This is a genomic window from Patiriisocius hiemis, from assembly GCF_031846325.1.
GTDB lineage: Bacteria > Bacteroidota > Bacteroidia > Flavobacteriales > Flavobacteriaceae > Patiriisocius_A > Patiriisocius_A hiemis.
The window spans coordinates 35,995-54,581 of record NZ_JAVRHZ010000003.1; the positions used below are offsets into that span (position 1 = coordinate 35,995).

Consider the following 18,587-nt stretch of genomic DNA (forward strand, 5'->3'; position numbering starts at 1 on the left):
GTATAGCCTTTTGTATCTTTGTACAATGATTGTAGAAAAAGAGGTAATAATTATAGGTGCAGGTCCTATAGGAATTGCTTGTGCTTTAGCCTGTAAAAAAAGAGGGATAGATTATGTGGTTTTAGAAAAAGGCACGCTAACCAATTCACTTTACAACTATCCCTTAAATATGCGTTTTTTTTCTACTTCGGAAAAGCTTGAAATTGATACCATTCCATTTATAAGCAATAACCCCAAGCCTAATAGAGATGAAGCATTAGAGTATTACCGGAGAGTAGTAACTTCAAATCAACTTAACATTAATCTATACGAAAAAGTAATAGATGTAATAAAAGAAGAAAACTTCCTCATTACTTCAGAAAAACAACGCTACAATGCTAAAAAGGTAATTATAAGTACTGGGTTTTATGATTTACCAAAATTACTTAACGTTCCAGGAGAAGAGCTTCCAAAAGTGAGTCACTATTACAAAGAAGCACATCCTTACATTTTACAAAAAACAATAGTAGTCGGTGCAAGTAATAGTGCTGTAGACGCTGCACTCGAAATATGGAGAAAAGGCGGGGACGTAACAATGGTAGTTCGCGGAAAAGCTATTGGGGAACGTGTAAAATATTGGGTTAGACCAGATATCATTAACAGAATTGAAGAAGGTAGCATTAAAGCATTTTTTAATTCTGAAATCACTTCTATTAAAGAAAAAGAAGTTATTATTAAAACACCAAATGGAACAAAAACCTTAGTTAATGACTTTGTGGTTGCGCTTACAGGATATCAACCTAACTTCAAATTTTTACAAAAACTAGGTATTACACTTTCAGAAGAAAAAAATAGACCCATCTATAATGCTGAAACTATGGAAAGTAATGTGGCAGGTATGTATCTAGCTGGTGTAATTTGTGGCGGTGATGAAACTCATAAATGGTTTATTGAGAACTCTAGAATTCATGCAGATCTCATTGCAGAACATATTTCAAAAAGTCTTTAATACCCAGCAAAATTAAAATTTAATAATTTTTTTGTGTGGTTATATAATACCGGGAAGTGACCATTAAATTCTCTTGGAGATTCTATAAAATATTCGGCCAATACTGCCATAAACTCATACTGATTGGTAAAAGCATATTCTCTAAAGTATCTTGTTTCGTCAAGTTTATCTTTTACTTCCTGTTTTGTAAGTCGTTTTAAAATATTTTGAAACTGCTTTGCAAACCTTGTAGAGTCTATATCTCTACTTTGTTTAGACTCAAGTTGCATTGCATGCATAAATTCATGAATACCAAGGTTTAGATTATCATTAGTGATTTTATAACCTTCTTCAAAGGCTTTCCACGAAAGCACTAATGCCTTTCCAGCAGGATTAAATTCTCCAACATGATACTCTTCATTTGCTGTACTATAAAAGGAGTCTGGATAAATTAAAATATAATCTATAAGACTATACAAATAGTGTTTTCTACCAAAACTCAACATGCAACCAATGGCAGCGATTAGTACTTTCATCCTATCTGTAATCTCTACTCCATCTCTACCAACAAACTTTTTACTATTAATAAAACTAGCAACTCTATGCTCAAACTGTCTTTTAAATTTAGGGGAGAGTTTTTTGTAAAATGAAAACTCATCTTCTAGTATCGTTTTTTGAGTAGTTGATACTTTTTTAAATGTAAGGTAGTGGCGCACTAATGGTCTATTGTATCTATCTGCGAACCAATTCTCAAAAATCCTGAATAAAAATAAAAGAAAACCAACTAATACAACCGCATAAGCATAAGGCGCTAACCATGCAATATCATTATTGGGTTGTAGTAGAAACATTATTTAAAATTTGGGATATGCAATATAGTTAAATTTATAAAAGGACAACTATACGCATACTAACGCTTCTATCTTTAAAAAAGTGTGCTATTTAGTCCCTTGAGAAAATACTTAGTATATACCAGAACAATAACATTAATGCTCCAAACAATCCAAGAGACGCCGCGACATATTGGTCCTCTTGGTATTTATGAACCATATTTGAAGTTTGATATAGAATAGAACCTGATGCTAATGCTATCATCCCTACACTAAACCAAAGCCCTAAATTAAAGCCAAACAATGTACCAGCAACAATAAGTCCAATAGCTATAAAACCAGCAATTGTTAACCCAGACCGTAAAAAAGAGAAGTCCTTTTTTGTCATTATAGTTACTGCAGATAAGCCCACAAATAGAGCTCCTGTCATTATCCCCGCTTGACTTATAGTATGTAATCCACCATCACCAATATAGGAGATAGCGATGTAGAGAAGTGGAATAAAGATAAACGCTTCAGCAACTACAAAAAGAAGTAATGCCAAGTATTGTCTGTTTTTATCTTGAGTTTCTAATGCCATTTTTTCGGCATAATTTGTTGCAAACATAAATCCTCCTAAAAGTAATAACCATGTCCAACCTTGCGTAAGTGATAGCGCAAAGTTTATAAGTGGCTCTATTTGAAAGAAAATCATTTCAACCAAAATAAATAACAATACAGATAATGTTAAGTGTGTATAAGTTTTGCGGTAAAAAGTGATACGAGCTTCGCTAGTTAATGCTGCTACTTTTGGTTCTAAAACAGGTGTTTGTAATTCTTCCATAGATATTATTATTATTTTGAGCTATCGCCTTTAAATTGTTGTGAGTTGTTTTTAAAAAGAACATTAAAGGTAGTTAAACTTCCATAACAACGAGTAATGTATTGTTGTAAATCTATCTTGTCTTGTTCTTCTAACACTTTACTACTATTAATTTTTTGTTCCATAACACGAAGCCTGTCACGAAGCATCACAATTTTATGGAAAAAAGTATCGATAGGGATTTCTTTTATTGAAAGGTTAGCATCTTTAGGGCGCAATACCATAGTACCTCCTTTGTATTTATCTGCAATGGGAACAATTTCGGTAATATCACTCCATTTTTTTAAAATGCTCCGTAGGCTTTGCTCTACCTCATAAAAGCTAACAGTATCAAGGTCATCATCTGAAGCTTCAATAATTTCAAAATCGTCATCTAATGGTATTGTCTCCAACCCATTATCTATAAACGTAACCCAATACATTTTAGCATCTACGTTGGTCACTACACCCTTTCCAAATTCTGAATGTTCAATTCTTGAACCTATGCCTAATAACTTTTTCATTTCATTAATTTTTCTGAAAAGTGAAATTACACTTTTTTGTTTTTCTATCCGAAGCTTTTTTTAGAATACCTATATTTGGGGGTCTTAAAATTACAATATATGAGTTTACAAAAAAAGGTAATGGATGCTATGAAAGTAGCAATGAAAGAAAAGAATAGTAAAGCATTACAGGCATTAAGAGCAGTAAAATCTGCCATACTTTTAGCACAAACCGAAAGTGGAGCAAAAGAAGAATTAACTGAAGCACAAGAGCTTAAATTATTACAAAAATTGGTAAAACAACGTAAGGATAGTGCTGCAATTTATAATGAACAAGGGAGAGCAGATTTAGCTGAACCAGAAATAGCAGAGGCGGCAGTTATAGAGCAATTTTTGCCAGCACAGTTAAGTGAAGAAGAGTTAGAAAAAATTGTAGAAGATGTTATCGCGCAAACTGGAGCTTCATCTATGGCAGATATGGGAAAAGTAATGGGCATAGTATCTGGTAAAACAGCAGGTCGTGCAGATGGTAAAACCATTTCTACACTTGTAAAGAGCAAACTAATTTAAGCTTCTCTAAAAAAGTAAAAGTATTTTAATGGCCGCGTGGCGCAACTGAATAGCGCATCAGATTTCGGCTCTGAGGGTTGGGGGTTTGAATCCCTCCGCGGTCACTAATAATTAAAAAAAGCAAGTAAAATTACAAACTTGCTTTTTTTAAAGCTATAATACTATCATTGCCTCGCTACCAAAAACAGATTTCCTAAAATCACTTGGCTGTATATCGTTCAATAGTTTTAAATCTCCAAGAGATGCAATTAGTTCAGAGAAATGAGATTCACGAGAATCAAATTGTTCTTTGTTTTTATAACTAGTTAGTAAAATAAAGTGAGGGACTTCTCCTTCTTCAGAAAACAACAAATTGTAAGAATCTATATACTCTTTTTCTAATGCCATGTCACGTAATACTTTCCAGTTATTCTGGTAGTAATATTTAGCTTCTTCTACATGATTATTTACTACGTTAATTTGTTCGAAGGTTGTAATTGTATTGTCTTTTTGAGCTTGCACTCCAATAGCAAAAACAATAAATACAAAGCCAAGTATAAAATTTCTCATAACAGCGTTTTTAAAATTTTCTCTTAAATGTACAATTAATTTCTTTTCCATAAAAAAACCTGTACCACTAGATACAGGTTTAAAAACTAAGCTTTTAAAGCACAATTAATCTACATTATCATGTAAAAAAGAGTTATTACTGCGTAAATCTACATCGTCATCATCTGTATTTACAGAAGTTCTAGAAATGTTTGAGTCTGTTTTAGGAGCATCCAAATCAATACCTAAGCGCTTGTAGGCTGGTTGATTTTCTAAATCATCAATCTTTGAAGCACTATTTCTAAACTTGTAATTATAATCTTTCATTTTCTTTCTTCGTTCCTCTGCTCTATCCTTCAGTAACTTTGAGATAGGTGCATTCATTGGATCGGTTTCTTCTTCTGTTTTTTCATCTTCGAGTGGCTCTATTGTTTTGGTTTCGAAAACAATTTCTTCTTCAGCAGTTTCAACTGTTTTTGGCTTTGCATTAAGCAACCTGTCCTCTTCCTCTTGATAATCATCAAGACTGTAACGTTTTGTACCTTCTTTAGTATTTTCGGTAATTGGTACAACTTCTACATGTTCTTTTACCTCAATATCCTCAATATTTGAGGTCACAACTTCATCTTCCATTGTTTCCTCTTCTAATTGATACTTCTTGGCAGAAGGTGTTTCTGAAGATGAAGTGCTAACTGGCATATCAAACATTAACATTTGTTCTTCTTCAGGTTCTTCTTGAGTAGTATTGATTTCTTCAGGTTCTGCTTCTGAAACAATTTCGGCTTCTTTCGTTTTTGGAGAAACAATTACAAAATCGTTTACATCAATTTCGTTAATTCTTAATTGTTCAAATTCTGCTACATGATGAATATCAATTGTATCATAGGTTACATTAATATTTTTCAGTAACTCTGATGTTTCAATATATCCTTCAAAAGGAACTTCTTTTGTTTTTGCTTTAGGAGTAATTGGAGGTAATGCCTCTTCTACTTCTTCTTCAAAAAGCGTGTGTTTAATAATAGGTTTTTCTTCCCTTTTTGGAGTTTCATCTATTGTAGGCAATGTAACTTTAGTAGCTCCTTGTTTTACTGATAAGTCTTGCTCTGCTTTTTGCTCTTCTTCAAGTGTGTGAATAATCTTTTTAGTTTCTGTATTCACGATATCGTCTTGTTGTTCTGCATCAAAACCAGTTGCAATAACCGTAATAGATATAGCACCTTCTAGGCTTTCATCTTCACCAACACCCATTATAATATTCGCTCCGTGTCCAGCTTCAACCTGAATGTGATCACTAATTTCACCTATCTCATCGATAGTAATTTCTTCGGTACCAGAAACAATAAGCAACAATACATTTTTGGCTCCAGTAATTTTATTATCATTTAATAAAGGAGAGTCTAATGCTTTTGAAATTGCCTCATGTGCTCTGTTTGCCCCACTTGAATTAGCACTACCCATAATAGCAGTACCACTATTTGCTAAAACTGTTTTAGCGTCACGCAAGTCAATGTTTTGCGTATAATGATGTGTAATAACTTCTGCAATACCACGAGCAGCCGTGGCTAAGACTTCATCTGCTTTAGAGAAACCTGCTTTAAACCCTAAATTACCATATACCTCACGTAATTTATTGTTGTTAATTACAATTAGTGAATCACAATTTTGACGTAATTTTTCTACACCAATTTGAGCTTGTTCACCTCTCATTTTTCCTTCAAACTGGAAAGGTATTGTCACAATACCAACTGTTAAAATATCCAACTCCTTTGCCATCTTGGCAATAATTGGTGCTGCACCAGTTCCTGTACCACCACCCATACCAGCGGTAATAAAAATCATCTTGGTATTGGTAGTAAGCATGCGTTTAATCTCCTCCATACTCTCTACAGCAGATTGCTCCCCAATCATAGGGTTAGCACCTGCTCCAAGACCTTCGGTAAGTGACACTCCTAACTGGATTTTAATAGGCACTCCACTATTTTCTAGTGCTTGTGCGTCTGTGTTGCAAATAACAAAATCTACACCTTTAATTCCTTGATTAAACATGTGGTTAATTGCATTGCTTCCGCCCCCACCAACTCCAATGACCTTTATGACATTAGATTGATTTTTGGGCAAATCGAACGATATGTTATCAAATTCTGTGTTGCTGCTCATATCTTTTCTTTTATGTGAGGTTTATATTTTATTTTTTTGACTGATCTTTTATTTACTCTGCATTATCTAAAAACTCTTTAAACTTTTCTGCCCATTTATCGAAAAAGCGTTTGCTTTCTTTGGGTTTTTCAGTTCCAGAAGTCTCTTCCTTTTCTATAATTTCTTCATCTTCTACACTCTCATTTTCTTCACTAGCTACTTTTATTTTAGCTTTTGATGAATTTTCCAAACTATTAAGCACCAGTCCAACAGCAGTAGCATACATTGGACTTGTTGTTTCACTATCGCTATCGCCAGCAAGGTGCTCATTAGGATATCCAATTCTAGTATCCATTCCTGTGATATACTCTACTAATTGTTTTAAGTGCTTTAATTGAGAACCCCCTCCTGTTAATACAATTCCAGCAATTAGTTTTTTCTTTTGTTCTTCATGACCATAGTTTTTAATCTCTAGATACACCTGTTCAATAATCTCTACTACTCTAGCATGAATAATTTTTGAAAGATTTTTTAAGGTAATTTCCTTAGGCTCTCTTCCTCTTAATCCGGGGATAGATACTATCTCATTGTCTTTATTCTCTCCGGGCCACGCAGAACCAAATTTTATTTTTAATAATTCTGCTTGCTTTTCTATAATGCTACACCCTTCTTTTATGTCTTCAGTAATCACATTTCCACCAAACGGAATTACAGCTGTATGCCTAATAATTCCATCCTTAAAAATTGCTAGGTCTGTAGTACCACCACCTATATCAATTAAAGCAACACCAGCTTCTTTTTCTTCTTGGCTTAAAACAGCATTAGAAGAAGCTAAAGGCTCTAGTGTAATACCTGATAACTCAAGATTGGCACTTTTTACACAACGACCAATGTTTTTTATAGAAGCTACTTGACCAACTACAACATGAAAGTTTGCTTCTAACCTACCGCCATACATACCTATAGGTTCTTTTATCTCTGCTTGCCCATCTACTTTAAAATCCTGTGGAAGTACATGAATAATCTCTTCTCCTGGGAGCATGACCAATTTGTGAACTTGATTACATAAACGGTCAATATCCTCTTCATTTATTACCTCATCACTATTTGCCCTAGTAATGTAATCGCTATGCTGCAGGCTACGTATGTGTTGCCCTGCTATTCCTACTACAACATCTTCTATTTTCATTCCCGAAGATGACTCTGCATCTTGCACGGCTTGTTGTATTGATTGAATAGTTTGAGTAATGTTATTTACAACACCTCTATGTACTCCTAAACTTTTGGACTTACCAATACCCAAAATTTCCATTTTGCCATACTCGTTCTTTTTACCAATCATGGCAACAATCTTGGTGGTTCCAATATCCAATCCAACAGCTATGTTCTCATTGTCCATAGTTTTACTTTTTTGTGGCTACTACTTGATTTCCATAAGTGAGGTTCACTTTTTTATACAAGCTCAGTTTTTTATCTTCTTTCATTTTTTTATAGAACGCCTTAAAGTTTTGAAACTTTTTATCTATAGCTTTTGTGTTACCAAATTCTACCTTTAAATCGTTTTTCCTTAATCTAAGGTGTACTGTTCCATTTTTAAAAACCTCTAGTCCTACAACGATGCTTTTCATAAAAGAATCATCATTAACCTTTAAAAGGAGGGGCATTAAGGCTTCAAAATCCGTATTAGATGAACCAGTAATTAATGGTACTCTTGCGCTATATACATTTGACAAAGGCATCTTCTTTCCGTCAAAGTCAAGGTAAAAATCTGTCGAGGAAGCAACTCTAGCAATAGGTTTCCGTTGCTCAATTTTTGCCCCTAACACACCATCAACTGTTATAAACACGTCGGCATCCCTAATCATTGGATTTTTCAATAATCGGGATTCCATCTCTTTCAAAACTAAAGTTTCTTTGTTGACGTTCGTAACGCTACCTTGATTTTGTATTAACAATTTATTAACCGCTTCAAGGGTAATAAAAGGAGGTGTCTCACCTTGAAATTTAATATCTATTTTAGTAAGGTTTCTTGCTTGATTTCTCTTATTTGCAAAACCAAATAAAAAGACTAACAAGCCCAGCAATAAAACTATTTTTATGTAATTCCACTTACCCATTTTTGCTTAGTTTTTTACTGATTTTAGAAACTTCTTCTCCAATATCACCTGCTCCTACGAGCAGTTTAATTCTAGCAGAAGAAGACTGCAATTTTGGTAAAATTTCTTCTTTAGTAATCAATTGTTTTTTTGCAGTTATTTTTTGCAATAAAAGCTGTGAATCTACACCTTCAATAGGTTCTTCCCGAGCAGGATAAATATCCAATAATAAGACTTCATCAAATTGACTTAAGCTTTTAGCAAATCCATCAATAAAATCTCTGGTTCTAGTATATAAATGTGGTTGAAAAACAATTACTTTTTTATCTTCAGGGTACATTTCTGCTACTGCTTGATAGAGCGCGTCAATCTCAGTAGGATGATGTGCGTAGTCATCTATTAATACTAAATCATTTCTTTTAATTTTATATGAAAAACGACGTTGTACTCCTTTAAAAGTTGATAAAGCTTTAGGAAGGCAATTAGGTGGGGATCCTACTAAAATTGCCATACCCAAAGCTGTGATAGCATTGGAGAGGTTATGGTGTCCATGCAAGTAAAATTGCAAATCCTTTAAGGTTGTTTTCGGAGTTTTTAGATCAAAAACATATCCGCCGTTTTCTATACGTACATTTTGAGCTTCAAAATCTGCTGGTTCTAAAACAGCCACAGACTGCCCTTGGAGTGGTAGTCCTTTTTTGTACAATACATTTTCCTTTTTTGGAACTAATTTTGAAAATTCTACAAAAGCATCTTCAATAGAGTGATTAGTTTCATAGATATCTAAATGGTCTGCATCCATAGATGTTATGCACGCAATATCTGGATTTAGGGTTAAGAAAGATCTATCAAACTCATCTGCTTCGACAACTGTAATAGAAGTTCCATTAGAAATAAAGTTTGAATTGTAATTTTCTGCAATACCACCTAAAAAAGCTGTTACAGGCATATTACAAGCAACCAGCAAATGTCCTAAAATTGCCGAAGTTGTTGTTTTTCCATGTGTTCCTGCAACTGCCAAACAAGTAGTATTCCTAGTTATCTCACCTAACAACTTAGCTCTTTTTACAACTGAAAACCCTTTTGAAATAAAGAAGTTTAAAATATTATTAGACTCTGGGATTGCAGGCGTATAAACAATTTGAGTCACTTCTTTTTCTAAAAGTAAAGAAACAACGTCTTCTGAATTATCTATAAACGAAACTAAAATACCTTCTGAAATTAATGCCTTTGTTAGTTTGGTTGGAGTTTTATCATAGCCATACACGTTTTTACCTTGCAATTTGCAATAACGAGCCAAGGCACTCATGCCTATGCCGCCAATGCCAACAAAGTAGATGTTTTGTATGTTTTCTAATTCAATCAAATTAATAGTTTTTGTATTTCGTCTACAATTTCTTTTGTAGCATTAGGTTTTGCTAATGCTTTGATATTTTTTGAAAGTGTTTCTTGTAAATTTTCATTATTAAAAACATGAAGAAATGTCTTCTCAAAGTTGGCATCGGCATCGCTTTCTTTTAGCAAAATTGCAGCATTCTTTGACGATAACGCCAACGCATTTTTGGTTTGGTGATCTTCGGCAACATTAGGAGAGGGAATAAAAATTACTGGCTTTCCAACAATACAAACCTCAGAAACTGAAAGTGCTCCTGCTCTAGAAATTATAAAATCTGAAGCTGCATATGCTAAATCCATTCGGTTTAAAAAAGGATGCACCTGTATTAGCCCTGAGCTTTTATTAGAATAAGTATCTTGATACAGCTTCCCACATTGCCAAATAACTTGAATATTATGTTTTAAAAACATTCCAAGCGAAAAATTAATAAGTTCATTAATTTTTCTTGCTCCTAAGCTTCCTCCTAAAACTAAAACTGTTTTTTTCTTTGGGTCTAAGTTGAAAAATTGTTGCGCCTCTTCTCTTTTACTATCTATTTCCAATAAGTCTTGTCGAACTGGGTTTCCTGTTTGTATTATTTTTTCAGAAGGAAAAAAGGCTTCCATCCCATCATATGCTACACAAATTTTACTTGCCTTACCTGCCAACCATTTATTTGTAATTCCTGCATGACTATTCTGCTCTTGTAATACACAAGGTATTTTTTTATTAGAAGCAACTCGCAATAAAGGTGCACTTGCGTAACCACCTGTACCTATTGCAACATCTGGTTTAAATTCTCTTATAATGCCAATAGACTTTAGTAAACTTGATGCCAACTTAAATGGAAACATAAGATTTTTTAGGTTGAGACTACGCTGCAATCCCGAAATCCAAAGTCCTTTTATTTTATATCCAGCTTGTGGCACTTTTTCCATTTCCATACGGTCTTTGGCTCCAACAAACAAAAATTTTGCTTTGGGGAATCTACTTTTTAGCTCATTTGCAATAGCCACAGCAGGATAAATATGACCTCCTGTGCCTCCACCACTAATAATAAACCTGTATGTTTTTTTTGTTTTGATACTTTCTTTTTTTAAATAGTTTGAGATAAAATATCTAAAGGATTTTCTTCTTGCTCTTCTTTTAAAATCACTTCTCTTTTTGCACTTACACTTAATACCATTCCTAATGCCAAACAGGTCATCCAGATTGAGGTACCCCCACTACTAATTAAAGGCAGGGTTTGACCAGTTACTGGAAATAACTCTACTGCTACTGCCATGTTTATTAATGCTTGAAATACTATTGGCAGCCCAACTCCAATAACTAGCAGTTTTCCAAAAAAGGAACTTGCTTTATAGGCTACAATTACTAACCTAAACAACAAGAGCATGTATAAGAATAGTAAAAACAATGCTCCAACTAAGCCAAACTCTTCAACAATAATAGCATAGATAAAATCTGAAGAAGATTGTGGTAAAAAGTTTTTTTGAATACTTTTTCCCGGTCCTAATCCTGCAATACCTCCAGAGGCAATTGCAATCTTCGCCTTTTCTATTTGGTAATCTGCATCAGTATCTTTTTTATCTGTAAAGTTCTCTACTCTGCTAATCCATGTATCAACTCTATTTGGGAATACTCCAGGAAATGCTTTTGCAGTAAGTATAAATAACGTTAACAATAATAACCCAACGCCTAAAATGATTCCTAAATACCGTAATGGATATCCACCAACAAAAACAACTATTACCACCATTAAAAATATAATTGCTGTTGTAGAGAAGTTAGCAGGAAGTATAAGTCCTAATATTAAGAATACCGGCAACCAAAGTGGTACAAGTGTTTCTTTAAAGCTTAGGTTTTTAGGTTTTGAGAGTAATGAAAAGCCAGAAGAAGCATCATACTCAATCTTATCTTTAATCTTTGAAAGGTATCTTGCAACATAAGTTAATAACACCACAGCTGCTAAGGTTGATGTTTGAAAACCAATTCCAACAAACGGAATTCTAATCCATCTACTTGCATTAGCACCCTCTATAGTTGTACCCTGCGCAAGGGTCATAACTAATAAAATAATAACAATGGGAAGGGCTATTACAGATAAGCCTTTAAAGTAATGATAAGGTATTTTGTGAACACCGTACAAAATAGCAAAGCCTAACAAAAGGTGTGCAAAATGCTTTAACAGAAATGGAAGTGTACTTCCATCTCCATATAAGTATGCTAAATTACTACTAGCACTATACACAGGTAAAAAAGAGAATAATGCCAATAAAGCTGCAACAGCCCAAATGGCTTTATCTCCTTTAATATTTTGAAAAACGGTTCTCACTTAACTTTATAATTATAAATTTCTTACTGCTTCCTTAAACTGTCTTCCTCTGTCTTCATAATTAGTAAACAAATCAAAGCTTGCACAGGCTGGAGAGAGCAATACATTATCTCCTCTTTCGGCTAATTTATATGCGACTTTAATTGCTTCTTGCATACCAGCAGTTTCAACTATTATATCAACTGCATTGCTAAAGGACTGTTTAATCTTTTCATTATCTAACCCTAAGCAAATAATCGCTTTTACTTTTTCATTCACTAACGGAAGTAACGAAGTGTAATCGTTCCCTTTATCGACACCTCCTACAATCCAAACGGTAGGAACTTCCATACTATCTAAGGCATAAAAAGTAGCATTTACGTTGGTTGCCTTAGAGTCGTTGATGTACATTACGTTATTAATCTTAAGTACCTTTTCAAGGCGATGTTCTACTCCATGAAAATTTGACAAAGACTCTCTTATGGTTGATTTCCTAATCTTTAAAAGTGTAGCTATGGTAGACGCAGCCATAGCATTTTTTGTGTTGTGCTGTCCTTGTAGTCCTAATGTTGCAATTGGCATAGTATGTTGGGTATTATTAACTGTTATTATTATTTCTTTATTATTTAAATACGCTCCTTCAGTTACTTTTTTTGTAAGTGAAAAAGGTAATTTTTTTGCTTTAGTAGGATGGTTTTTTAGACCTTCCAATATATCTTCATCATCTCCATCGTAAATAAAATAGTCTGCTTCAGTTTGATTTTTTGTAATCTTGAATTTTGAAGCGATATACTTTTTATAATCATATTCATATCTATCTAAATGATCTGGACTTAGGTTTGTTAGTACTGCAATGTTTGGTGCAAAATTGACAGTACCATCTAATTGAAAACTGCTTATCTCTAAAACATAATTTTCAAAACCATTCTCTGCTATCAAGCCCGCAAAACTCTTTCCTATATTTCCACCTAAAGCGACGTTTAATTCTTGTTTTAAAATTTCATAAGCCAAGGTAGCTGTGGTTGTTTTTCCGTTACTTCCTGTTATTCCAACAAGTGTTGCATCTGTATACCTTGATGCAAATTCTATTTCAGAAATTACAGGAACTCCTTTGCCAACTAATCTTTGCACAATAGCTGCCGTATCTGGTATTCCAGGGCTTTTCATTACAAGGTCTGCTGGTAAAATTTTTTCTTCTGAATGACCTCCTTCTTCCCAGTCCAATTCATGATGTATAAGAACTTGTTTATATATTTCGTTTATTTTTCCGAAGTCTGAAACAAAGACTTCAAACCCCTTTTGCTTTCCCAAAATAGCCGACCCTACTCCACTTTCTCCTGCTCCTAATATTATTAGCTTCTTACTCATTTATCTCGTAAAGACGTAAAGACGCCATGGTTTTTTATCTAATTTTTAATGTTACAATTGTGATAATTGCCAGAAAAATCCCAACAATCCAAAATCGTGTTACTATCTTACTTTCATGAAATCCTTTTACTTGATAATGATGATGTAATGGCGACATTCTAAAAATCCTTCTACCTGCACCGTATTTCTTTTTAGTGTATTTAAACCAACTCACTTGCATTACAACTGAAAGGTTTTCCATTAAAAAGATTCCGCATAGAATTGGAATCAATAGTTCCTTTCTAATCGCTATTGCTATTACTGCGATAATACCGCCTATAGTTAAGCTTCCTGTATCACCCATAAAAACTTGTGCTGGATAGGTATTGTACCACAGGAATCCAATAAGCGCTCCTACAAATGCTGTTATAAAAATGGTTAGTTCTCCTGTATTGGGTATATACATTACATTGAGATAGTCACTAAAAACTACATTACCAGAAATCCATGCAAACAATGCTAAGGTTATAGCAATTATAGCAGATGAGCCTGCAGCTAATCCATCAATACCATCGGTTAGATTAGCGCCATTTGATACTGCTGTAATAATGAATATTACAATAGGGATAAAAATGAGCCAGATGTAGTCTTTATAGTTTTCTCCTGCCCAAGAAATTAAGCTTTCATAATTAAATTCATTTTGCTTTACGAAAGGGATGGTAGTAAGTAATGTTTTTTCTTCTGGATAAAATTCTCTAGGAGAATTTTGAGTAATGACTTCGGTAGAATTTACAGGATTTACAATTTCTCTTTTTACTGTTATATCTGGATGAAAATACATAATAGAACCTATAAAAATCCCAAGACCTACTTGCCCTATTACTTTAAATTTTCCAGGGAGTCCAGCTTTGTCATTTTTAAACTTTTTAAGATAATCGTCAATAAAACCAATAGTTCCCATCCATAAGGTTGTAACGATTAGCATGATTACGTAAATATTTTCAAGCTTTGCTAGAAGCAACACAGGGATTAAAGTTGCCAAAATGATTATTACTCCACCCATTGTAGGAGTTCCTGCTTTTTCGTTTTGTCCAGCTAAACCTAAGTCGCGAATGGTTTCTCCCATTTGCTTACGCTGCAAAAACTTAATAATTCTTTTTCCAAAAACAGTAGCTATAAACAAAGAGAGAATAACTGCCAAAGCTGCTCTAAAGGTTATAAAACCAAACAAGCTTGCTCCAGGCATCTGAAATTCTTTCTCTAAGTATTCAAATAAATAGTATAACATTTGCTACTTTTTTAGGTTGGTTAATAGGTTGGTTACAATTTTAAAATCATCAAAGTCAAATCGCTCTCCATTAATTTCTTGATAGGTTTCGTGCCCCTTTCCAGCAATTAAAATGATATCGTTTTCCATAGCCATTTGACATGCTGTTTTAATAGCCTGTTTCCTATCTGTTATGGAAAGCATCTTTTTAAAGTTTTCTGGAGAGACCCCAGATTCTATTTCTTCAATTATAGTATCTGGATTTTCGGTCCTAGGGTTATCGCTTGTAAAAATTACTTTGGTACTTAGTTGTGAAGCTATGTTGCCCATTTTTGGACGCTTAGTAGCGTCTCTATCGCCACCACAACCTACAACCGTGATAAGTTCTTCATTCCCAGTTCTAATCGCATTAATAGTTTCTAGTACATTTTTTAAAGCATCTGGAGTGTGCGCATAATCCACAATTGCCGTAATTTTCTGTTCTCGTGAAACAGTATATTGAAATCTTCCAGAAACGCTTTCAAGAGTGCTTAGTTGTTGTAATAATTCAATAGTATCTACATCTAGTAATTTTGCTGAAGCATAGATAGCAAGAACGTTGTATGCATTAAAGTTGCCTATGAGTTTTACCCATAATTCATGACTTTCTATCTTAAGCAAGAGACCTCCAAAATGATTTTCTAGTACATGTGCTTTATAATCAGCAATGCTTTTTAATGCGTAGGTATATTTTTTTGAGTTTGTATTCTGAAGCATAAAAGCCCCATTCTTATCGTCTATATTTACTAATGAAAAAGCATTCTTTGGTAAATCATCAAAAAACTGTTTTTTTACATTTCGGTATTCTGCAAAATCTTTATGATAATCTAGATGATCATGAGAAAGATTTGTAAAAATTCCTCCATCAAACCTAAGTGCTTCAGTTCGCTTTTGGGCAATTCCATGAGAGCTCACTTCCATAAAACAGTACTCTATTCCAGCATCTACCATGGCTCTTAAGTACTTATTAATGGTAAGTGAATCTGGCGTTGTATGAGTAGCTTTATACTCTTTTGCACCTATCATAACTTTTACCGTAGAGAGTAATCCACAAGTATAGCCTAAGCCTAAAAAAAGATTATACAATAAAGTTGTAATCGTTGTTTTACCATTTGTGCCCGTAGCCCCAATTAACATTATTTCTTCTGAAGGGTTCTCGTAATAATTGGCTGCCATAATTGCAAGTGCTTGCTGGCTATCTGCAACCTCAACATAGGTTACTCCATTAACCATTTGTTCTGGTAATACCTCGCAAATAATAGCAATAGCTCCTTGATCTACTGCTTTTTTAATATACTCATGTCCATCACTAATAGTACCCTTAATAGCTACAAAGACATCATCTAATCCTATTTTTCTAGAATCAAAATGTAACTCCCTAATAGCCGTAGCAGTATTTCCCACTACTTTTTCTAAGGTTACTTTATACAATATGTCTTTTAATACTATCACGATAAATTAAGTACTATTTGTTGTCCGTTTTTTATAGGTGCTCCACTTGGTATGGATTGTTCTTTTACAGTACCATTCCCAACTACTCTTACTTTTAACCCAAGGTTTTCCAGAAGCGCTACTGCATCCATGCCAGCCATTCCTTTTACCTGTGGGACTTTTTGAGTAGTTTTCCCAGCTTTTTCATAGTATGATTCAAAGTCATTTACTATAATTTCATCTTCTTTATCTATATCTACTACCTCTGCTCTTAAAGGAGAGTCGGTAAAAATTTTTTGTGCAATTCTTTTAAATACAGGCCCAGTAACATCTGCCCCATAGTAGCCCTTTTTAGTACTAGGTTTGTGTATAACTACAATGCAAGAATATTTTGGATTATCTGCAGGAAAATAGCCTGCAAAAGACGATACGTACTTTCTATCCTTTTCCCATTCAGCAGTATTGGCATACTCTGTTCTTGCTGTTCCTGTTTTACCAGCCATAGAGAAATATTCAGAATACAATCCATCACCTGTTCCTCTTTTTACTACGTTTTCTAATATTGTTTGAATTTTTCCAATCGTAGCTTTTGATGCAATTTGATTGTCTATTACTTCTGTATCAAAATCCTCTATTACTTGATTCCAAGCTCTTACCTCTTTTATAAATAATGGCTTTACCATTTTACCATCATTAGCAATTGCATTGTAAAAGGTTAAAAGCTGTAAAGGCGTCATCTCCAAGTTATATCCATACGACATAGATGGCAAAGCATTTCTACTCCAAAACTCATCCCCTTTCTCATAAATTACAGGCTTTCCTTCTCCTTTAATTGGAATACCAATTCTTTTATTAAGGCCCCAGTCTTTTAGCTTATCTGTAAACTTTTTGGGATTGTCTTTGTAAGCTTCATTAATTAGACGAGCCAATCCGATATTTGAAGAAACTTCTAGTGCTCTCGCTGCTGAAATTTTTCCGTAGCCGCCATTTTTAGAATCTGAAATAGTGCGACCATACATTCTGATTTTTCCTTTTTCAGTATCAACTATAGTAGAAGTGTCAATTACTTTTTGGTCTAGAGCAACTGTCATCGCAATAGTTTTAAAAGTAGAACCAGGCTCCGAAGATTCTCCTACTGCATAATTAAGGCGTTCGTAATAGGTGCCATTTCTGCTTCTTCCTAAATTAGAGACCGCTTTAATCTCTCCTGTTTTTACTTCCATTACAATCACACTACCGTGATCTGCCTCATAATACTCCAATTGTTTAAGTAAGGCGTGATGTGCAATATCTTGGATATTTACATTAATTGTAGACATTACATCGTATCCATCTTGGGGCTCTACTTCGTTATCATCATAGACAGGCTTCCATTGTCCTTTTGCAATCTTTTGTTTAAGCCTATGACCTTCTTTTCCGTTTAAATATTCATGGAATGCACCTTCTAGACCAACTGCATAGTAGCCTGGTCTATTTTTTGCTTCGTCACCTACAAGACGCGCTCCTATTTTACCCATTGGATGTTCACGTACTGTTCTTTGCTCGACAATAATTCCACCCTTATACGGTCCTTTATTAAACAGCGGCATATTTTTAACTTGTACGTAATCTGAATAGCCCAAATTTTTAGCAACAGATAAGTACCTGTTTTTATTAGCCCGTGCTTTTCTGAATAGATTTTGGTAATAAGAAGCAGGCCTATTGAATAATTTTCCAAGTTTTTTTGAAAGCGGAACTAAATGCTCTTTAAAATCTGCTGAAGAAACCGTAACTGCATCAAAACGTATATCGTATTTAGGCACAGAACTCGCAAGAAGACTTCCATCATCTGCATAGACATTACCACGATTGGCAGGGATTGTGAAGTTTTTAGTTGTATTTTTTTCAGCTAACGCACGATACTTCTCGCCATCCACAAACTGGATATCTGCAAGCTTAATAGCTATAAGTATCGCAAAGACAAACATACTCCCAGCGATAAAATATAAGCGGTTTAATATGTTCGTTTCTTTTTGAGACACCGCGCTACTTTTTTGTTGTTATCTTTAGTACTTGAGGCGGCAGGACAGAAGGTTGTAATCCTCTTTTTTCCATCGCCTTTGTTATCTTGGTTTCCATCTTGGATTGCATAAGTTGCTTCCGCACATCCAGGTATTCACTCTTAAGCTCCTTTACATCATTGCTTAGTTTTGCAATACGATGCACTTTTTTGTCTGCTGAGTGTGAACTAGCAATCATAATAAGCGCCAGAAATGAAAGAAAAATGATAAATCGCCAGTTTCTAAAAGCATCATCGCTTACAAGAAATTTCCCTTTTAATATGTTGTAAAAATTTTTTTTCAA

Annotated in this window: 17 protein-coding genes and 1 tRNA gene; 3 read left to right on the plus strand and 15 right to left on the minus strand. The window is 34.2% G+C overall.

The window, feature by feature from the left end:
- The first annotated feature begins 25 nt into the window (after nt 1-25).
- Complete coding sequence (locus RM538_RS07005; protein ID WP_311332699.1) at nt 26-988, plus strand: YpdA family putative bacillithiol disulfide reductase; 963 nt, start codon at nt 26-28, stop codon at nt 986-988.
- On the opposite strand, the gene RM538_RS07010 is transcribed toward RM538_RS07005, so the two are convergent.
- The 3 genes from RM538_RS07010 to RM538_RS07020 form a co-directional block, all read right to left on the minus strand.
- Nucleotides 985-1,818, minus strand: coding sequence for a zinc-dependent peptidase (locus tag RM538_RS07010; protein ID WP_311332700.1), 834 nt, complete (start codon nt 1,816-1,818; stop codon nt 985-987). The two genes, RM538_RS07005 and RM538_RS07010, sit on opposite strands and share 4 nt — an antisense overlap.
- Nucleotides 1,819-1,909: 91 nt before the next feature.
- Nucleotides 1,910-2,620, minus strand: coding sequence for a Bax inhibitor-1/YccA family protein (locus RM538_RS07015; protein WP_311332701.1), 711 nt, complete (start codon nt 2,618-2,620; stop codon nt 1,910-1,912).
- Between the two features lie 11 nt (nt 2,621-2,631).
- Nucleotides 2,632-3,162, minus strand: coding sequence for a DUF8685 domain-containing protein (locus tag RM538_RS07020; protein ID WP_311332702.1), 531 nt, complete (start codon nt 3,160-3,162; stop codon nt 2,632-2,634).
- Nucleotides 3,163-3,261: 99 nt separating this feature from the next.
- On the opposite strand from RM538_RS07020, the gene RM538_RS07025 reads away from it, so the two are divergent.
- Together RM538_RS07025 and RM538_RS07030 are read left to right on the plus strand one after the other, a co-directional pair.
- The gene (locus RM538_RS07025) at nt 3,262-3,711 is read left to right on the plus strand and encodes a GatB/YqeY domain-containing protein (RefSeq protein WP_311332703.1); all 450 of its coding nucleotides are present in this window, start codon (nt 3,262-3,264) and stop codon (nt 3,709-3,711) included.
- A 30-nt stretch (nt 3,712-3,741) separates the two neighbouring features.
- Nucleotides 3,742-3,815: transfer RNA gene (locus tag RM538_RS07030), tRNA-Arg, on the plus strand.
- Between the two features lie 49 nt (nt 3,816-3,864).
- Here the strand turns inward: RM538_RS07030 and RM538_RS07035 are convergent.
- The 12 genes from RM538_RS07035 to RM538_RS07090 all read right to left on the minus strand — a co-directional run bounded on the left by RM538_RS07035 (nt 3,865) and on the right by RM538_RS07090 (nt 18,587).
- Nucleotides 3,865-4,260 carry a hypothetical protein gene (locus tag RM538_RS07035; RefSeq protein WP_311332704.1) on the minus strand — a complete coding sequence of 132 codons (396 nt, stop codon included), beginning with the start codon at nt 4,258-4,260 and terminating at the stop codon, nt 3,865-3,867.
- 105 nt (nt 4,261-4,365) lie between these two features.
- A complete protein-coding gene (gene ftsZ / locus RM538_RS07040; protein WP_311332705.1) occupies nt 4,366-6,396 on the minus strand; it encodes a cell division protein FtsZ in 2,031 nt (676 codons plus the stop codon).
- 52 nt (nt 6,397-6,448) lie between these two features.
- Nucleotides 6,449-7,774, minus strand: coding sequence for a cell division protein FtsA (gene ftsA / locus RM538_RS07045; RefSeq protein WP_311332706.1), 1,326 nt, complete (start codon nt 7,772-7,774; stop codon nt 6,449-6,451).
- Between the two features lie 4 nt (nt 7,775-7,778).
- The gene (locus tag RM538_RS07050; protein WP_311332707.1) at nt 7,779-8,492 is read right to left on the minus strand and encodes a cell division protein FtsQ/DivIB; all 714 of its coding nucleotides are present in this window, start codon (nt 8,490-8,492) and stop codon (nt 7,779-7,781) included.
- Nucleotides 8,485-9,834 (minus strand): UDP-N-acetylmuramate--L-alanine ligase, encoded by a 1,350-nt coding sequence (gene murC, locus RM538_RS07055; RefSeq protein ID WP_311332859.1) that lies wholly within the window; start codon nt 9,832-9,834, stop codon nt 8,485-8,487. Before murC ends, RM538_RS07050 begins: the two co-directional genes overlap by 8 nt.
- Complete coding sequence (murG, locus tag RM538_RS07060; protein ID WP_432279798.1) at nt 9,834-10,862, minus strand: undecaprenyldiphospho-muramoylpentapeptide beta-N-acetylglucosaminyltransferase; 1,029 nt, start codon at nt 10,860-10,862, stop codon at nt 9,834-9,836. The genes murC and murG overlap by 1 nt, the downstream gene beginning before the upstream one ends.
- Nucleotides 10,863-10,942: 80 nt before the next feature.
- Complete coding sequence (locus RM538_RS07065) at nt 10,943-12,181, minus strand: FtsW/RodA/SpoVE family cell cycle protein (protein WP_311332708.1); 1,239 nt, start codon at nt 12,179-12,181, stop codon at nt 10,943-10,945.
- Nucleotides 12,182-12,193: 12 nt separating this feature from the next.
- Nucleotides 12,194-13,528: a UDP-N-acetylmuramoyl-L-alanine--D-glutamate ligase gene (gene murD, locus RM538_RS07070; protein ID WP_311332709.1), complete on the minus strand. Its 1,335-nt coding sequence runs from the start codon at nt 13,526-13,528 to the stop codon at nt 12,194-12,196.
- Between the two features lie 34 nt (nt 13,529-13,562).
- Complete coding sequence (mraY, locus tag RM538_RS07075) at nt 13,563-14,795, minus strand: phospho-N-acetylmuramoyl-pentapeptide-transferase (RefSeq protein ID WP_311332710.1); 1,233 nt, start codon at nt 14,793-14,795, stop codon at nt 13,563-13,565.
- Between the two features lie 3 nt (nt 14,796-14,798).
- The gene (locus RM538_RS07080) at nt 14,799-16,265 is read right to left on the minus strand and encodes a UDP-N-acetylmuramoyl-L-alanyl-D-glutamate--2,6-diaminopimelate ligase (RefSeq protein ID WP_311332711.1); all 1,467 of its coding nucleotides are present in this window, start codon (nt 16,263-16,265) and stop codon (nt 14,799-14,801) included.
- On the minus strand, nt 16,262-18,265 hold the full coding sequence (locus tag RM538_RS07085) for a penicillin-binding protein (RefSeq protein ID WP_311332712.1): 2,004 nt from the start codon (nt 18,263-18,265) through the stop codon (nt 16,262-16,264). Before RM538_RS07085 ends, RM538_RS07080 begins: the two co-directional genes overlap by 4 nt.
- A gap of 4 nt (nt 18,266-18,269) precedes the next feature.
- Nucleotides 18,270-18,587, minus strand: coding sequence for an FtsL-like putative cell division protein (locus tag RM538_RS07090; RefSeq protein ID WP_311332713.1), 318 nt, complete (start codon nt 18,585-18,587; stop codon nt 18,270-18,272).